The sequence below is a fragment of the Corynebacterium massiliense DSM 45435 genome, assembly GCF_028609805.1.
Classification (GTDB): Bacteria; Actinomycetota; Actinomycetes; order Mycobacteriales; family Mycobacteriaceae; genus Corynebacterium; species Corynebacterium massiliense.
In genome coordinates, this window is sequence record NZ_CP063189.1 from 516,835 (window position 1) to 534,752 (window position 17,918).

12 protein-coding genes are annotated in these 17,918 nt (G+C 65.7%); 4 read left to right on the forward strand and 8 right to left on the reverse strand.

From position 1 onward, the window contains the following. Positions 1-6: 6 nt before the first annotated feature. Both CMASS_RS02530 and CMASS_RS02535 read right to left on the reverse strand, forming a co-directional pair. Positions 7-1,188, reverse strand: a complete 1,182-nt coding sequence (locus tag CMASS_RS02530; RefSeq protein WP_022862610.1) for an amidohydrolase family protein — start codon at positions 1,186-1,188, stop codon at positions 7-9. Further along, positions 1,172-2,509 (reverse strand): glutamine synthetase family protein, encoded by a 1,338-nt coding sequence (locus tag CMASS_RS02535; protein WP_022862609.1) that lies wholly within the window; start codon positions 2,507-2,509, stop codon positions 1,172-1,174. Before CMASS_RS02535 ends, CMASS_RS02530 begins: the two co-directional genes overlap by 17 nt. A gap of 192 nt (positions 2,510-2,701) precedes the next feature. On the opposite strand from CMASS_RS02535, the gene CMASS_RS02540 reads away from it, so the two are divergent. The 3 genes from CMASS_RS02540 (at position 2,702) to CMASS_RS02550 (ending at position 8,197) form a co-directional block, all read left to right on the forward strand. Continuing rightward, positions 2,702-5,560, forward strand: a complete 2,859-nt coding sequence (locus CMASS_RS02540) for an FAD-binding and (Fe-S)-binding domain-containing protein (protein ID WP_084684377.1) — start codon at positions 2,702-2,704, stop codon at positions 5,558-5,560. Between the two features lie 147 nt (positions 5,561-5,707). Beyond that, a complete protein-coding gene (locus CMASS_RS02545; protein ID WP_022862607.1) occupies positions 5,708-6,574 on the forward strand; it encodes a PTS sugar transporter subunit IIAB in 867 nt (288 codons plus the stop codon). Positions 6,575-6,592: 18 nt separating this feature from the next. Then, positions 6,593-8,197, forward strand: coding sequence for a PTS ascorbate transporter subunit IIC (locus CMASS_RS02550; RefSeq protein WP_022862606.1), 1,605 nt, complete (start codon positions 6,593-6,595; stop codon positions 8,195-8,197). Positions 8,198-8,271: 74 nt separating this feature from the next. On the opposite strand, the gene CMASS_RS02555 is transcribed toward CMASS_RS02550, so the two are convergent. The 6 genes from CMASS_RS02555 to CMASS_RS02580 form a co-directional block, all read right to left on the reverse strand. Beyond that, positions 8,272-9,678: a GntP family permease gene (locus CMASS_RS02555; RefSeq protein ID WP_022862605.1), complete on the reverse strand. Its 1,407-nt coding sequence runs from the start codon at positions 9,676-9,678 to the stop codon at positions 8,272-8,274. 61 nt (positions 9,679-9,739) lie between these two features. After that, the gene (locus tag CMASS_RS02560) at positions 9,740-10,096 is read right to left on the reverse strand and encodes a hypothetical protein (protein WP_027018572.1); all 357 of its coding nucleotides are present in this window, start codon (positions 10,094-10,096) and stop codon (positions 9,740-9,742) included. A 23-nt stretch (positions 10,097-10,119) separates the two neighbouring features. After that, complete coding sequence (locus CMASS_RS02565; protein WP_169460795.1) at positions 10,120-11,784, reverse strand: MFS transporter; 1,665 nt, start codon at positions 11,782-11,784, stop codon at positions 10,120-10,122. Between the two features lie 59 nt (positions 11,785-11,843). Then, on the reverse strand, positions 11,844-13,250 hold the full coding sequence (locus CMASS_RS02570) for an aromatic amino acid transport family protein (protein ID WP_022862602.1): 1,407 nt from the start codon (positions 13,248-13,250) through the stop codon (positions 11,844-11,846). Positions 13,251-13,288: 38 nt separating this feature from the next. Then, positions 13,289-15,310 (reverse strand): fructose-specific PTS transporter subunit EIIC, encoded by a 2,022-nt coding sequence (locus CMASS_RS02575; protein ID WP_022862601.1) that lies wholly within the window; start codon positions 15,308-15,310, stop codon positions 13,289-13,291. Between the two features lie 61 nt (positions 15,311-15,371). Continuing rightward, positions 15,372-16,259: a glucose 1-dehydrogenase gene (locus tag CMASS_RS02580; protein ID WP_027018570.1), complete on the reverse strand. Its 888-nt coding sequence runs from the start codon at positions 16,257-16,259 to the stop codon at positions 15,372-15,374. Between the two features lie 165 nt (positions 16,260-16,424). Between CMASS_RS02580 and CMASS_RS02585 the strand changes: the two genes are divergently transcribed. Beyond that, positions 16,425-17,906, forward strand: coding sequence for an NAD-dependent succinate-semialdehyde dehydrogenase (locus CMASS_RS02585; RefSeq protein ID WP_022862599.1), 1,482 nt, complete (start codon positions 16,425-16,427; stop codon positions 17,904-17,906). The last annotated feature ends 12 nt before the right edge of the window (positions 17,907-17,918 follow it).

Below are 17,918 nucleotides of genomic sequence, written 5' to 3' on the forward strand. Positions count from 1 at the left end.
CCTTGGTTAGTTCTTCCGGTCATCCACTCCGTAGAGGCGGGCGGCGTTGTCGTAGCACATGAGCTCGGCGACCTTCCTGCAGTAGTGGTCCGGCCAGCCCCATTCGCGCTGGTAGTAGTCGAGCACTTCCGCAAGCCCGCGGCGGAACAGCTGTGCGCCCACGAAGTACAACTCCGGCAGGCCGAACGCGTCCGTGCTGAACAGGATCTTTCCAAACGGGGCGAGCTCCAAGGATTCCGCGATCACGCGCGGCGAGTGGCTGCCGGTGTAGTTGATGGCTAGGCCGACGTCGAAGTAGACGTGTTCGTACACGTCTGCCAGGTAGCCGGCCTCGCGCACAAACGGGTAGCAGTGCAATAGGGCAAAGCGCGCGCCGGTGTCGCGGGTTGTGCGCAACAGCTCTGTCAGCAGCAGCGGGTTGCAGCGGTGCAGGTCGACGTCGTCGTCGCCGTAGCCGATGTGCAGCTGGATGACCTGCTTTCTGTCGATGGCGAGCCAGAGCAGGTGCCGGATCAGTACCGGGTCGTCGAGCCGCATGGTTGCAGGCTGGGATAAAAACTCTACGGCGGCGGCGATGACCTCGTCCGTGGCGGGGCGCGCGGCGAGAAAGTCGAGCCCGTAGCGGTACGCGGCAATGGACTTCACCCCGATGGCCCGCGCGAGCCGCATATCCAGCGGGTCCTCCAGTTTCTGCAGGAAGAGCGCGGCGTTATCCCGGGAGGGGGGAAGCGGGTTTTCTTCTGCCCGCATCGTGTGCGCGACGCCTTCCGCGAGGCTTTCCAAGCGCACGACCTCGTGGGCTGTCGCGCCCGCGAGCTCGCCGAGTCGCTCCGGTCCCGTGATGAGCCCGGCAGCGTGGCCGGTGTCTACCCCCAGGGTTGTCAGGCGTGCCGCTTTGAGCAGTCGGCGGTCTACCTCATCGGCGCCCAGCGCGGCGCGGGCGTCGAGGTAGGCCGTGGGCGAACAAAAACGCTCCGCGCCGAGCACGGGCGCGCACTGCGACAGCACCTGCACGCCAATCTGCGAGTCGAAGCGCGTGGTGCCCGGCGCTGCGGGGCGAGAAGACTCCGAGATGAGCGACTCGAATTCGGCCGCCGAAAGGTCGTATTCGATGACCCCGTGACAGTGGTGATCAAAAAGCGGCAGCCCGTCAACCATTTCGCGCTGAGAATTAGTAGACCGCGGCATAGATATCGCACTGCTCCTCGAAAGACTTGCCGCGCAGCTGCTCGACCTCGTCGCGCTTGACCTTGAGGTAGGTGTCCGAAAATGCCGGCGCGAACCAAGAACGCACCGTCTCGGAGGCCTCGAACACGTCTAGGGCCTCGGACAGGGTTTCCGGCAGCTTGGCCAGCTCCGAGTGATCGTCTTCGAGGTCCAGCTCGCCCTCGACGATGTCCACTGGGTCGAGCCCCTCGTCCAGCCCCGCCAACCCGGCGCGCAGGATGACGCCCAGCAGCAGCCACGGGTTCGCGCCCGCGTCGGCGCCGCGGAACTCGAAGTGCAGCTGCTGTGCCGGATCCTTGCCACCAATCTCGTTGGTGGGGCACACGCGCACCAGCGACTCGCGGTTCTGCAGTCCGCAGAAGGCGCGGGCGGTGGACCAGTTGTCGGGCTTTAGGCGCAGGTAGCTCACGGTCAGGGGAGCGAAAATCGCGGTGAGCTCTGGCGCGTACTTGATGATGCCCGCGTTGAACACGCCCGCAAGCTTGGATACGCGGCCGGGGCGATCGGCGTCGAAGGCGAGTGAGTCGCCGTTCTCGGCGTAAAGACCGTAATGGATGTGTACACCCGATCCGCCCTTTTCGGGATGAGTGACCGGGGTGAACGTCACCTCACGGTCGAAGGCGCGGTAGACGTTCGTGGTGATGTCGCGCAGCAGGAGCGCCCGGTCGGCGGCCACCACGGGCTCGGCTGGCTTCATGGTCAGTTCGTACTGGTGCTGCGCGTACTCCGGCAGCCAGCACTCCGGCTCCACTCCCGCGTCCTCAAGCACCTTGAACAGCGTGCTGCTTACCGGTTCGGCGGACATGAAGTTGGAAAAAGAAAACGGGTGTGGGTAGCGGGTCGTGGCTCGCTCCACGAACTCGTGCTCGAACGCGGCAGTGAAGGTGATGCCGTACTTGTCCCGCAGGGTACGCACGGTGTTGTTCAGAAACGTGCGGGAGCAGGATTCCCACGGGCTGCCGTCGGTGTTGACGATGTTGCCAAAGCAGTAGTCCAGATCCGCCTGCCCGGGGATGCCGGTGATGGTGGCGCGCGAGGAGGCATCGGCAAGCAACCGCAAATCCCCGGACGCGCCGTAGGGCAGGTCGTCGACGATGTGACCGAGCGGGCCGATGCCCAGGTTCGCCGGCACCCAGCCGACGCTGGAGGTGTCGGTGAAGACCTTCGATGCCATCGCCCGGCCCTTGGTGCGGGCGGAAAAATCGCAGGTGGCGATGAAGGTGAAGATGTTGTGGGCGATTTCGGTCTGGGTGCTCTGGTCGGTGGTGAGCGAGGTGTTCATGGAAACGGCCTTCCGGCGTGTGTGGGGATACATCCGTCCGTATGTGTTTTGGCACATAGTAGTGAAAAACTATGCGGCCGTTCACCCTTATTGCCGGAAGTGGTATCGCGGCGACAGTCGCCCCGCTGTCGTGACAATTGTCCCACCGCATTCGGTTTCGACGCTCGCGCGCCGCGGCGTAATTTTTTAACTATGAGCACCCCAGTTTTGAATTCCCGCACGTCTGCCGGTCAAAAGCCCCGGCAACAACGGGCCGATGTGGCCCACGCCCTCGCGTCCGAAATCGGCCGCGACGAGGCGATCCACACCCGGCTCATCGACCGCTTGAAGTACGCCCACGACGCGTCGCACTACCTCTACACGCCGCAGGCTGTGGTGGAGGCCAAGGACGCGCGCGACGTCGCCGCCGCGTTCCGCGCGGGCGCAACCCGCGGTGTTCCGGTAGCCCTGCGCGCGGGCGGCACGTCGCTGTCCGGGCAGTCCTCCGGCGACGGCATTCTGGTGGACGTGCGCAAGCACTTCCGTGACGTCGAGGTCCTCGACGGCGGCAAGCGCGTGCGCGTCCAGCCAGGCGCGACGGTGCGGCAGGTCAACGCGCGGCTCAACCTGTACGGCCGGAAGCTCGGCCCCGACCCGGCCTCCGAGAGCGCCGCGACGATGGGCGGTGTCATCGCCAACAACTCGTCCGGCATGGCCTGCGGCACGGAGTACAACACCTACCGCACCCTGGAGTCCCTGACCTTCGTCCTGCCGTCCGGCACGGTCATCAATACCGCCGATGCGGACGCCGACCAGCAGTTCAAGGCGCAGGAGCCGGAACTTTTCGATACCCTCCAGAAACTCCAGCGCCGGGTGCGGGACAACAACGAGTCGGTGCGGATCATCGAGCAGCACTTCTCGCTGAAAAACACGATGGGCTACGCCCTCAACGCGTTCCTCGACTTCGATTCGCAGGTCAAGATCTTCGAGCACCTCCTCGTCGGCTCCGAGGGCACCCTGGCGTTCATCGCCGAGGCCGTCCTGCGCACCATCCCGGTGCCGAAGCTGAAGACCACCAGCATCGCCGTGTTCAAAAGCATCGACGCCGCCACCCGGGCGCTGCCGGATCTTTTCGATTCCGAGGCGGCCACCCTGGAGCTGATGGACTCGCGCTCGATCACCGTCGGCCGCGGTTTCGATGCCGTGCCGGAGGAGATCACCGGCTTCGACGTCGACGGGCAGGCCGCCCTGCTCATCGAGTACCACGCGGATGAGGAAGAAAAACTCCGCGAGTACGAAAAGACCGGCGCGGACATCCTCGCCGAGCTGGACCTGGAGTCCGCCGCCGAGTTTTCCACCGACAAGAAGCAGGCGGCCAAGGCCTGGAACTTCCGCAAGGGGCTTTACGCGCAGGTGGCCGAGGCCCGCCCGTCCGGCACCACCGCGCTGCTGGAAGACGTCGTGGTCCCGGTCGCCGACCTGGCCGATACGTGCGGGGGCCTGCAGGAGCTTTTCGATGCCCACAGCTACGACGAAGCAGTCATCTTCGGCCACGCCAAGGACGGCAACATCCACTTCCTCATCACCGACCGCTTCGAGGGCGACGAGGCGCTGGGGCGCTACGACAGCTTCAACGAGAAGATGGTCGACCTCATCCTGTCCGCCAAGGGCAACCTCAAGGCGGAACACGGCACCGGCCGCGTCATGGCCCCGTACGTGCGCCGTCAGTACGGCGACGAACTGTACGACGTCATGCGCGCGCTCAAGCGCGCCGTCGACCCGGCGAACACGATGAACCCGGGCGTCATCATCACCGATGACGACAAAGAGCACATGCGGAACATGAAGCTCAACCCAAAGGTCGAAGACCGCATCGACAGCTGCGTGGAGTGCGGCTACTGCGAGCCAGTGTGCCCGTCGCGGGATCTGACCATGACGCCGCGCCAGCGCATCGTCATCCGCCGCGCCCGCGCGAAGGCCCTCGAGGACGGTGATATGGACACCGTGCGCGAGCTGGACCGCGACTACGACTACGACGGCATCCAAACCTGCGCGGTGGACTCGATGTGTGTCACCGCCTGCCCGGTCGGCATCGACACCGGCAAGTTCATCAAGGAGTTGCGCAAGGAGAAAAACGCCGCCCCGGTCAAGGCGGGCTGGGAGGCCGCCGCGAAGGTGTGGGCGCCCGGTAATCGGGCCGCCTCCCTGGCGCTGACTGGTGCGCACTACCTGCCCACCGGCCTGGTGCAGAAGGTCACCGACGTGGCCCGCGCGCTCACCAGCACGGATCTGGTGCCGGAGTACCAGCCGGAGCTGACCAAGGGCGGCAAGCCCCGCAGCCGGTTTGGCGCCCAGGTGGGCAACCGCTTTGAAAAGCCGATCGCGGTCTACGCACCGGCGTGCGTGAACTCCATGTTCGGCCCGCAGGGCGACGGTAAGGGCGTCACCGACGCGTTCGTGGCGCTCCTGGAGCGCGCCGGGGTCTCGCTGGTTGTCCCAGACGACATCGACGGCCTGTGCTGTGGCACCCCGTGGACCTCGAAGGGCATGGCCGCAGGTCACGACGTGATGAAACAGCGTGTGCAGGAATCCCTCATGCGCGCCTCCGACAACGCGCGCCTGCCCGTCGTCGTCGACGCGTCCAGCTGTACCGCCGGCTTCCAGGAGATCGCCGAGGAGGTGGGCATCACCGTCATCGACGCCATTTCCTTTACCGCGGAGCACGTCGTGCCACGGCTAAAGCCGGCCCACAAGGCTGAGTCCGTCACCCTGCACCCGACTTGTTCGGCGTACCAGCTGGGGCTTTTCGATGACCTGCGCACCGTCGCCGAAGCCGCCGCCGAGACCGTTAATTTCCCGGTGAACTGGAACTGCTGTGGCTACGCGGGCGACCGCGGCATGCTCCACCCGGAGCTCACGCACTCCGCCACCAAGGCCGAGGCCGCTGAGGCCAAGCGCCTGAATGCGCAGTACCACGCCTCCACCAACCGCACCTGCGAGCTGGGGCTGACCCGCGCCACCGGCGAGGACTACCACCACATCCTCGAGCTGCTGGAAAAGGCGACGCGCTAAGGCCGAGGGCTGCATTTCGCAGCCCCCCTTTCCCTTTCGGCGCACCTTCGACGTCAGGTTAAAATTCAGTGAACTGCAGGTTACCCGGCCGCGTGCCGGCGCTTCGTCGCCGCACGGCCGAGTCGAAACAAGGGGAGTGGGTGTGCAATGTCCGACCTCAGTGGTCTCTTAAGAGACGACGCCGTCGCACTCGATGTGACTGTGCGCGATTGGCGTGAAGCCATTCGTGTGGCTGGCGGGCTGTTGGAAGACACTGGGAGCATCACGTCGGCGTACACGGACGCGATGGTCGATAGCGTCGACGCGAATGGCCCGTACATCGTGGTCGCGCCGGGATTCGCGTTCGCGCATGCGCGACCCAGTGAGGCGGTGAAAGAAACCGCCCTGTCTTGGGTACGGCTGAAACACCCCATCCACTTCGGCCATGCGAAAAACGATCCGGTCACACTCGTCGTGGCGCTGGCTGCACAGAACGATTCCGCGCACACCTCCGCGATGAAAGACCTGGCCAAGTTGCTGGGCAACCGCGCCAAGCGCGAACGCCTCGACACCGTCACCTCGGCCAGCGAACTGCGCCAGGTGCTCGACGGGTCCGAGAAGCAGGCGCCGGTGGACAAACCCGCGGCGGAAACGGCGGCGGCGCACAAGGCGGCATCGGCAAGCACCGGCGCCGCAGCGGATCCGGCGGCTGACACATCGGCACCGCGAGACGAGGAAACCGTCCCGTCCAAGGGCAAGATCCTCACGGTGTGCGGCAACGGGCTGGGTACCTCGCTGTTTTTAAAGAACACCCTCGAAGACGTGCTTACCCAGTGGGGCTGGGCGAAGTACCTGACCGTGGAGGCGACCGACACGATTTCGGCCAAGGGCCGGGCCAAGGAGGCCGACTTCCTGTTGACCTCCGGGGAGATCGCCCGCACGCTGGGCGATGTCGGCGTTCCCGTCTACGTCATCGACGACTTCACCGACGAGATCGAAATCGACCGCGCGCTGCGCTCGCTGTACGCGGTGTAACTGGAAGGGACGCTCGACATGGACATTCTGCTCAACATTGCGCAATTCGTAGTCAACGACATCCTCGCCGTCCCCGCCTTCCTCATCGGCATCATTACCGCCGTGGGCATGGCCGCCATGAAGCGCGGGACAGGGCAGGTGCTGGGAAGCGCCATCAAAGCGACGCTCGGCTTTCTGCTCATTGGCGCCGGCGCCGGACTGGTCACGGCTTCGCTCGAACCGCTGGGCGCGATGATCGAGGGCGCCACCGGCGCCCACGGTGTTGTGCCCACCAACGAGGCAATCGCCGGCATCGCGCAGGCCGAATACGGCGGACAGGTCGCCTGGCTGATGATCCTCGGGTTCGTCGTCTCCCTGCTTTTGGCCCGGTTTACGCCGCTGAGCTACGTCTTCCTGACCGGCCACCACGTGCTGTTCATGGCCACCATGATCACCATCATTTTGGCCTCGGCCGGATTCAACTCCTGGATCGTGGTGCTCGCCGGGGCGTTACTCCTGGGCATCCTCATGGTGTCCCTGCCGGCCATCGCCCACCCGTGGACGCGGAAGGTAACGGGTGATGACTCCATTGCTATCGGACACTTCGGTACCGCCGGCTACATCACCGCTGGGGCGATCGGCGCGGCAGTAGGCGGTAAGGGCCGCCGCCAGAGCACGTCCACCGAGGAGCTCAAACTCCCGGAGGGGCTGCGGTTCCTGCGCGACTCGATGGTGGCCACTGCCTTGTCGATGGCGCTGATGTACGTCGTTCTCGCCGTGCTGTTCATCGCTCGCGCGGGGACCGAGGAGGCGTTTAGTGCCTTCGAGGGTGGCGCGGAAAACGTGGGCAACTACCTCATGCAGTCGGTGACCCAGGGCCTGCAGTTCGGCGTATCCGTCGCCGTCATCCTCTTCGGCGTGCGCACCATCCTCGGCGAGCTGGTGCCCGCCTTCCAGGGCATTGCCGCCAAGGTCGTTCCCGGCGCCATCCCGGCGCTGGACGCGCCCATCGTCTTCCCGTACGCGCAGAACGCGGTGCTCGTCGGCTTCCTCACCTCGTTTGTCGGCGGCCTGGTGGGCCTTGCTGTTTTGTCGCTGTGGCTGAATCCCGCCTTCGGCGTCGCGCTCATCCTGCCGGGACTGGGGCCGCACTTCTTCACCGGCGGCGCGGCGGGCGTGTACGCCAACGCCACGGGCGGGCGCCGCGGTGCGGTGCTCGGCGGCTTTGCCAACGGCCTGCTCATCACGTTCCTGCCGGCGTTTTTGCTCGGCGTGCTTGGCAGCTTCCGCGAGGCGGACACCACGTTCGGCGATACCGACTTCGGCTGGTTCGGCCTGCTGCTCGGTGGGGCGTCCCACCTGGGGCAGGGCGCAGGAACCGCGCTCATTCTCGTCATCGGCGCCGTCATCTTCGGGCTGGGCCTGTGGTCGCAGAAGCGCTTGGTCGAGCGCCGGTGGGATCCGGCCCCGCACCGCGGTGGCACGGATACGGAGGCCGATACGGACAGCGACGCAGACGTTGCTGCGGAAGGTGGGTCTGCGGCAGCCGGGCCTGCGGCCACTCGTCAGTACCCGAAGATTGCCCCGCCGGCGGGCGCCCCGGTGCCGCCGCCGGCGCTGGATGCCTCCGCGGCGAGGCGCTAGGCACGAGCGCGGGTGTCGGGTTTCGAGGTTCGGGGTAGCGGCCCGGGAAGGGAGTTCCCGCCTTGCGGGGGCTGCTACAGCACCAGCTGGTAGATGCCGTAGTAGAGCAATACGAAGGCGAAGCCGATCACCGAGACCAGCACCTGGTTCATCGTCCAGGTGCGCAGGGTGGTGGCAACGTCCATGCCCATCAGCCGGCCAATGAGCCAGAAGCCGGAGTCATTGACGTGGCTGGCAAAGATGGAGCCAGCGGCGGTGGCGAGCACGATGAAGACGACGTGCAGCTCGGTGAAGTTGCCCGCCTCCACCGCGGGCACCATGAGCGTGGCAGCGGTGGTCAGCGCCACCGTGGCCGAACCCTGCGCGACGCGCAGGAGGGCGGCGGTGAGGTAGCACGCCACGATGACCGGGATGCCCAGGCCCGCCATGCTGTCGGCCAGGGCATCGCCAATGCCGGAGGCGCGCAGCACCTCGCCGAACATGCCGCCCGCGCCGGCGAGCAGCATGACCGAGCACACCGGACCCACCGCGGACTCCAGGGACTTTTCAATCTCCTTGGCGCGGATGCCGCGCGCGGTGCCCAGGATGACCATAGCCGCGAGCGTGGTGATGAGGAGCGCGATGGGGGTCTGGCCGAGGAAGACCAAGAGGTGCACCCAGCGCGCGTCCCCGTTGACCGCTCCGGTCTTGGTGAGCGCGGTCAGGCCCGTATTGCAGAAGATGAGGAGCAGGGGGATGAGCAGGATGCTGATGACCGCGCCAGCGGTCGCCGGCTGTGCCGGTTGCTCCTCCGGCGCGGTCTCCCGGCCGATAAGCACATCCGTGACCTTGAAATCGGGATACTTCTTGCCCAGAAACAGGCCCCAGCGGTAGCCGGAGAAGTACCAAGTGGGCAGCGCGACTAAGAGTCCGAAAAGGAGGACGAGGCCGAGGTCCGCGCCGAAGAACTCACTGGCCGCCACCGGGCCGGGGTGCGGCGGGAGGTAGATGTGCATGACCGAAAACGCGCCGGCGGCAGGGATGCCGTAGGCGAGCACCGGCCCGTCCAAGCGGCGGGCGACTGCGAAGATGGTGGGCAACATGACGATGAGCCCGGCGTCGAAGAAGATGGGAAAGCCCAGCATGAGGGAGGCGACACCCAACGCCAGGGGCGCTTTGTCCTCGCCGAATTTCCGCACGAGGGCATCGGCAAGCGACTGCGCGCCCCCGGATTGTTCGACCAGGCGGCCGGTCATTGCGCCTAGGCTGACCAAGAGGGCGACCGGCGCCAAGGTCCCGCCGAAGCCGTCAGTCATGATGCCGACGGTCTCACTCAGCGGGATTCCGGCCGCGATGGCGGTCAGTGCGGAGACGATGATGAGTGCCAAAAACGCGTGGATTCTGAACCAGATGATCAGAACCAGGCTCACAATGATGGCGGCGGCTGCAACGCCGAGTAGGGGACCGGCATCCAAGGTCGGCTCCCACGTAGCTGCGTCCATGGGGATACCTTTCAGGAACTAATAATGGCTCCTGAACTGTAACATTCACATGAACGGCAGGTTAGCAGCGCGGTAACTGCTCCCAGTGCAGGTCAAGATCGGTGCCCTCGCCGAGGTGCGCGTAGGCCGACTGGGTGCCGTCCTCGATCCCGTCGGCGACGTCTTCGCCGCCGGAGGTGATCTCGAGGACCACCTGGGCATCGTCACGCATGGCCTCGCGCACGCCCCAGCCGCCGGAAAAGTAGTTGCCCTCGCCGTCGGAATCCAGCTGGGCCAGCCAGGCGTCGACGTGGCTTTCGGCATCGTCACGCTGGCCGTTGGTCACCGTCAACCGCACCGTGGCCGGGGTGCCGTCGTTGTGCGGCGGGTTATCCCACAGCCAGTCGTAGTCCACCGTGTATTCCCTGGGATCGCTCATGGCAGCCCAGGATACGGCAGGGCCTACTTGCCGGCGGTGATCCCTTCCTGTTTGAAGCGCTCTTCCAGCTCCTCCAGGGAGGAGTTGAAGGTCTCGGGCACGTGGCGGGAGTAGTAGATCCACGCCGCGACGTTGATGGCCACGAAAAGCCCGTAGGTAAATACCGGGCCAACGCCGTCCATGATGACGGGGAAGAGCAGAGTGACCAGCATGTTGGTCATCCAGTTCATGAACACGGACACGCCGGTGGCGGAGCTGCGGATCTTGCTGGGGAACAGCTCCGAGAGCATGACCCACATGACCGGGCCGGGGCCGCCCTGCATGCCGATCATGAAGATGACGATGACGCCGACAGCCAGGTACGGCAGGTAGTTCGGGATGTCCTGCGAGATGGTGCCGTCGTCCTGCATGTACGGCGAGATGCCGAAGAGGAACAGCAGCGTCATGAGCAGCAGAGCGATAGTGAGGATGGTCTGGCCGCCGAGGAGCACCGTGCGGCGCGGCAGTTTACGCAGCGCCACGATGCCGATGACCGCGCCGATGATTGAGGCCAGCCCGGTGAAGATGTTGAGGATGATGGACGCCTCCGACGATAAGCCGGCGGCGTGGAGCACGCGGGGTGCGTAGTACATCATCGTGTTCACGCCGGTCAGCTGCTGGAGCACCGCCAGTGAAACGCCGAGGATGACAAGGGAGCGCAGCCATTTCACCTGCATCGCCTTGCGCAGGCTCAAGTTCTTGCGGCGCTTTTCCTTGCGCAGGCTGGTGTACATCTCGCGCAGCTCGGTTTCGACTTCCTGCTCGTTGCTGCGCACGCGCTTGAGTTCGGCGGCCGCCGCAGCAATCTCGCCGCGGGCCATGTGCCAGCGCGCGGAGTCCGGCATGAGGCGCACGCCGAACCACAGGCCGATGGCCGGCAGGCTGGCCACGATGAGCATCCAGCGCCACACTGCGCCGTTGCCCCCGTCTACGGTGACGCCGTTGATGCCGGCGAGCATGTCCCAGGCGACGGTTTCGCCGGCGGCGAATTTCCCGGACGGATCGTCCGCCACGGTGGCCTCAGGGCCGCCCTGGAGGGCGGCGAGGAGGGCGTTCATGGCAAAGGCGGCGAACTGGCCGGTGACGATCATGAGCTGATCGATGGCCACCATCGACCCGCGCAGGTTCTTCGGGGCCATCTCGGCCAGAAAGACCGGGACGGTGGCGGACGCGCCACCCACCGCGAGGCCCAGGACGAAGCGCGCGAGGTAGAGCAGCGCGAGGTTGGGCGCCAGGGAGCAGCCCACCGCGCCGATGAGGAACACGACGGCGAGGACGAGCAGGTTGCGGCGGCGCCCGATGCGATCGGAGAGCGCGCCGAAGATAATGGAGCCGAACGCGCAGCCCAGCAGAAGTAATGCGCCGATGAGCCCTTCCTCCACCGCGGTGAGGTGGAGGCCGCCCGCCTCCTTGGGCATGTGCATGTACGGCAGGGCGCCGGAGATGACGCCGGTGTCGTAGCCGAAGAGGAACCCGCCCAGGGTGGTGACCAGGGCCAAAAGGCCGATGGAGACCTTCTTGCCGCTGGGGTCCGTGCTGTCTACTACGCGCCCTATCCGGTCGCGCGTGCGCTGGCCCGGGAACCTGGTGCGCAACCGTGGCCGCGCCCCAGGTTTCTTCCCACCGGACCGCTTCGCAGAATCAGACAATCTCGCTCCTTCACGCAACTGGTGTTGACCCGGTTTATTATAAGCCAGGTCGCGGCCAGTTAGCCGAAGAGATCGATGAGCGTGGTGATGATGAGCGCGATGCCGCAGGCGAAAACGAAGTAGTTCGACGGCAGGTGGCGGTACTTCGCGTAGTCCTTGTGCTTTTGGTAGACGAACATCGGGGAGATGAACACCGTGGTGGCCACGAAGATGCCGCCCACGATGGAGATGAGGTCCAGGATCGACGGGTTAATAATCGCCGCCGCCGACGCCGTGACGATGACAAACAGGTAGGTCGCCCAGTTCAGCTTCTTCGCGCCCATGCGCTCCGCGGTCTTGGGCGCGGCCGTCTTGAACAGGTACTGCGTGCTCTCCTCCGAGCCGAGCATGAACCCGAAGTAGGACGAGCACACCGCGCACAGCGCGATGACCGGGGTCATCACCGACATGAACGGGGTGTTGGTGACGTTGGCAAAGTAGGACAGGACCGGAATGTTTTGCGCCTCGGCGTCGTGCATGCCGTCGGCACCGAGCGCCAGCACGCACGACCACACGAAGAACATGACGAAGACGACGAGCAAGACGGTCGCGTAACGCTCGGTCTTGGTGACCTGCTTTTCCGCGTTCTTGCCGTGCGCGCGCTGCATGTCGAGCGAGAACTGCGACAGGGCCGCGTCGTGGCTCAAGGAAAACATCAGCACCGGCAGGATGAGGAAGGTCGCCTTCACAAAGTCCCACAGGCCGAAGTCGGCGTAGTGGTAGAAGCTGGAGAAATCCCAGCGCGGGATGAGGTAGACCGAGGTGATAAACAGCGTGGCGATGAGCGGGTAAATCATCAGGTTGGCCAGCCACAACATCGGCCGCCGCCCCAGTGCGTACGCCCCGGTGAGCAGCAAGACCGAGCCGATGGCGATGGCGTTGCGCGGCACGTCCACGCCCACCTGGTTGCTTAAGAAACTATCGAGCGTGTTCGTCGCCGAGATCGCATAAATCAGCACCGTGGGGTAGGAGCCCATCCAGTAACAAAACCCCAGAGCCAGGCCGAAGGGCCGGCCCATGATGTTGGTGACGCGCTCCAAGAGGTTCTCGCCGTGCACCGACGACGCACTGACGATGCGCGAGTACATCCGGTGCGAGTAGAAGCAGATCGGCGCGATTAATAGGGTGCCGGCCAAAAGTGGCCAAAAGCCGAAGGCGCCGGCGTCGATGGGCAGGAACAACACGCCCGCGCCGACCGCGGTGCCAAACAGGGTGATAGCCCACGTTGCCGTGGAGCCGCTGGCCTTGCTCGTGCCCGTTGCGGAGTCGGTATCAGCACCGACTCCGGCGCCCGTGCTTGCCGATGCCCCGCCCGACGCAGAAACCGGCACCGCGTCGGTGGTGGTACCGGACGCGGCGCCGGGGGCGCTGGTGGCGGGATCGGTGAGCGCGGAAGAGTGCTCGGCAGCGGACTCGGACTTCGACATGAGCTCAAAGTTATACGTGCATAGCGATAATATGCAAACTAGCTCGCCTGCGCCGCCGCCTTCTTCTTTGTGGTTAGTACACCCCGCACGACGTCGCTGACCTCTGCGCGGGTGCGCGCCGCGTAGAGCTCGGAGCGGAACGTATCTTTCATCAGCGATCGCGCCAGTGTGGACAGCAGCTTGAGATGTTTTTTGCCGGCGTCTTCGGGCACCGCGATGAGGAAGACCAGGCGCGTCGGGTCTTCACCCGCCGCCCATTCGATGCCGGGCTCGGCCACGCGTGCGAAACACAGCACCGGGGCGGTCACCGCGGCCGACCGGGCGTGCGGGATGGCCACCCCGTGGCCCACGCCCGTCGAATGCTGCGCCTCGCGGTCAAGCGCCGCGCTGGCAAGCTCCCGCGCATTGCTGACGCGCCCGACGCGGACCGCGGCAGCACTCAATGCTTCGATGGCCGCGTCCCGGGACTCAAACTCCGCGTCCAACAGAATCGCGTCCTCGGGCAGCAGCTGGCTGTCGGCCCCTGCATGCGCGCTTGAATCTGCGGCCGCATCCGCATCCGCATCGGCTGCTGCCTTCTTTGTACCAGCCGCGGCTGCGGTTGTGGCTAGGTCTTTCCGCCGGGACGCGCCGACGAGCACGACGATGAGCAGGGCCGTGACCGCCACGCCGGCGGCCAGCGCGAGGAAGTACCCGCCCACGTGGTCCACGGCACCGAGGACGGCGACGATGGGCCCGCCGTGCATGACGTTGTCTTCCACCATGAACAGGCCGGCCAGCGCGCCGGAGACCGCGCCGCCGATGACGTTCGCGGGAATGACCTGGAAGGGGCGCGCCGCGGCGAGCGGGATGGCACCCTCCGTGATGCCGAAAAAGCCCATGAACAGCGCGGCAATGCCGGAGTCGTTTTCGGCCTTGGTGAACCAGCCGCGCCGCACAAGCGTGGCCACGCCCACTGCCAGTGGGGGAACCGCAATCGCGGTGGCGGCCATGCCCATCGGGCCCGCGTTGCCGGCCGCGATCATGCCGCCGCCGAAGAGGAACGCCGTCTTGTTAAACGGCCCGCCCATGTCGAACGCGATCATCGCGCCGATGACCGCGCCCAATGCGATGGTGGACGCGCCTTCCATCCCGGACAGCCAGTGGGTGAGCAGACCGAACAGGGACGACAGCGGCGCGCCGATGAGGAGGACGAAGGCCAGTCCCACGACGAGCGTGGTGACGATCGGGATGACGATGATGGGCCAGATCGGCTGGATGTACTTGTGCACCGGAATCTTTTTGATCGCCAGCGCCACATAGCCAGACAGAATGCCGGTGACGATGCCGCCGATAAAGCCGGCGCCCGCCTCCGATCCGTACAGGGATCCGGTGGTGGCGATAAGCCCCGTCATCACTCCGGGGGCGAGCCCCGGTCGGTCCGCGATACCCATCGCGATGTAGCCCGACAGAACCGGCACCATCAGGGAGAATGCCAACTGGCCCAGCTGCGAGATGGTGAACCAGAAGGAATCCTCCGGGATGGCCAGGCCCTCCGGGGTGGGTTGCCCGCCAATGGATAGCGAGACCGCGAGGAGGAGACCACCGGTGACCACGAATGGGATCATGTGGCTGACGCCGTTCATCAGCGCCTTGTACAGGTTAGAGCCCACGCCGCTCGCGCTGGGCGCGCCCAGCGCGGGACTGTCGTCATCGGCGTGCGCGGAGTGGGCGTCCTCGTGCCACTCGGGGGAGCTCAGCGCCTGCTCAAGCAGGGTATCGGGCGTGTCGATGGCCGCGTCCACCCCGGTGGCCACGAGCCGTTTGCCGGCGAAGCGGTGCTTGTCGATGACGGTGTCCGCCGCCACCACCACACCCGCCGCGCGTGCAATGTCGTCGTCGGTGAACGTCCCCTCCACGCCAATGGACCCGTGCGTCTCGGTCTTGAGTTCGTAGCCGAGCTTGTCCGCGGCGGCCTGCAGGTTTTCCGCCGCCATATATGTGTGGGCGATCCCGGTGGGACACGCCGTGATCGCCAGGATGAGGGGATGCTCCCTTGAATCACTGGAGTCTTGATGCATAACAGCATCTTAGACCGCAGGTTCAGGTGAGCTTAAGGCCCCAGCGAGTGCGCTTGGCCACTTACGGCGTCGGGCGGCCGCCGGCGATACCGAGGGTCTCGCCCGAGATGAAGGAGCCGTCGTCCGAGGCCAGCAGGACGTACGCCGCGGCAAGTTCCGCCGGCTGACCAGCGCGGCCCAGCGGGGTGTCCTTGCCGAACTTCTCGATCTTTTCCTGCGGCTGGCCGTGGCTGGGCTGCAGAGCGGTCCACACTGGGCCGGGTGCCACGGCGTTGACGCGGATGCCGCGCGGCCCGAGCGACTGGGCCAGGCCCTTGCTGAAGTTGTTCAGCGCGGCCTTGGTGATGGCGTAATCCATGAGCGTCTCGGTCGGGTCGTAGGCCTGGATGGAGGAGGTGAAAATAATGGACGAACCCGCCTCCAGGTACTTCAGCGCGGCTTTGGTCACGCGGAAGGAGCCATAGATGTTGGTCTTCATCGTGCGGTCGAACTGCTCGTCCGAGATGTCTTCCAGGTTTTCCTGCCAGATCTGGCGGGAGGCGTTGTTGACCAGGATGTCGAGACCACCGAAGGCCTTCACGGTCTCTTCGACGATCTTCTCGCACTGCTTGCGCTCGGCCAGGTCACCGGGCAGGGCCAGCGCCTTCTGGCCGGCGTCCTCGATGGCCTTGATCACGCGCTGCGCATCTTCTTCCTCGGCGGGGAGGTAGGCGATGGCAACGTCGGCACCCTCGCGGGCGTAGGCGATGGCCGCGGCCGCGCCGATGCCGGAGTCACCACCGGTCACCAGCGCCCGGCGGCCCTTGAGCTTGCCGGAACCTTCGTAGGTATCCAGGCCGATGTCCGGAACCGGATCCATGTGGGTATCCAGCCCTGGCTCTTCCTGAACCTGGCGGCGCGGTTCGATGGACGGGTAGAGAGTGCGGGGATCGTTGAGGTTATTCATCACACGTACTCCTTATCTATTACGCGTTTGGGTACGGCGCGCATGTCTCTTCCATGCGTGCCCGTCGCGTGGTGCCGACGATACGCATTTCCCGCCGCGGCGGGCGGGAGCGGGGCTGGACTGCGGCAGTGTAGAAAGGAGGACACGCACATACGGAAGGAGTTAGCAATGGCTACGTTCGATTACTCGGAGGTCACCCACCTCTTGGACGGGGTCCCCACCGGCATTCGCCTGGGCCACGAGGACACCCCGGCCACGGGTAACGGCACATTCGAGGTTGAGGATCCGGCCACGGGGGAGGTCATCGCCAAGGTGGCCGACGCCCAGTCGGCGGACTGGATGCGCGCACTCGAGCTTGCCGATGCCGTCCGCGACGAATGGGCTGCCGTTGCGCCCCGGACCCGCGCCGACATCCTGCGCGAGATCTTCGACCGCGTCATGGACCGGGCCGATGACTTTGCCACCCTCATGACCCTGGAGATGGGCAAGACCTACGCCGACGCCAAGGCAGAAGTCACCTACGGTGCGGACTACCTGCGCTGGTTCGGCGAGGAGGCCGTGCGTATGTACGGCAACCACTACGCGTCCCCGGCGGGCAATGGCTCGATTACCACGTCGCTGCGCCCGGTCGGCCCGGCACTGGCAATCACCCCGTGGAACTTTCCGCTCGCTATGCCGACCCGCAAGATTGGTCCGGCGCTGGCGGCGGGCTGCCCCATCATCGTCAAGCCGGCGAAGGAAAGCCCGCTGACGATGTTGCTGTTCGGGCAGATCGCCACCGACGTGCTCAAGGAGTACGACGTCCCGTCCGGGGTCATTTCGATCGTCCCGTCGCAGTCGTCCACCGATCTCTCCCGCGAGCTCATGGCGGATCCCCGCCTGCGCAAGGTGACGTTCACCGGTTCGACGGCCGTGGGCAAGAAGCTGGTGGAACAGTCCGCCGAGAACCTGCAGCGTACTTCGATGGAGCTGGGCGGCAACGCGCCGTATATCGTGCACCGCGACGCCGACCTTGACGAGGTCATTGAGGGTGCGAAGACGGCGAAGATGCGCGGCGGCGGCGAGGTGTGCATCGCCGCGAACCGCTTCATCGTCCACGAGGACATCGCCGCCGAGTTCGCTGACCGCATGGTGGAGATGATGGAGTCCTACACCCGTGGCCACGGTCTTGCTGAGGGCACCACGCAGGGCCCGTTGGTCTCCGCCAAGCAGCGCGACCAGATCGCCGAGCTTGTCGATGCCGCCCGCGACGCCGGCGCCACCATCCGCACCGGCGGCGCGCCGATTGAGGGCGAGGGCTACTTCTACCCGGCGACGGTCATCACCGACATCCCGGACGACGCCGACATCCTCCGCCAGGAGATCTTCGGCCCGGTGGCGACCATCACGACCTATTCGGATGTCGAGGAGGCCGTGCGCAAGGCCAACGACACCGAGTTCGGTCTGGCCGCTTACGCGTTCTCAAAGGACTTCGAGACGTCCGAGTACTTCGCCCGCCACCTCGACGCCGGCATGGTGGGTATCAACCGCGCGGGCATTTCCGATGCCGCTGCGCCCTTCGGTGGCGTAAAGTTCTCCGGCTTTGGCCGCGAAGGCGGCCCGGAGGGCATCCACGAGTACGTGGAAGTGCACTACATCGCCAAGCCTTAACGTGGAAAGCCC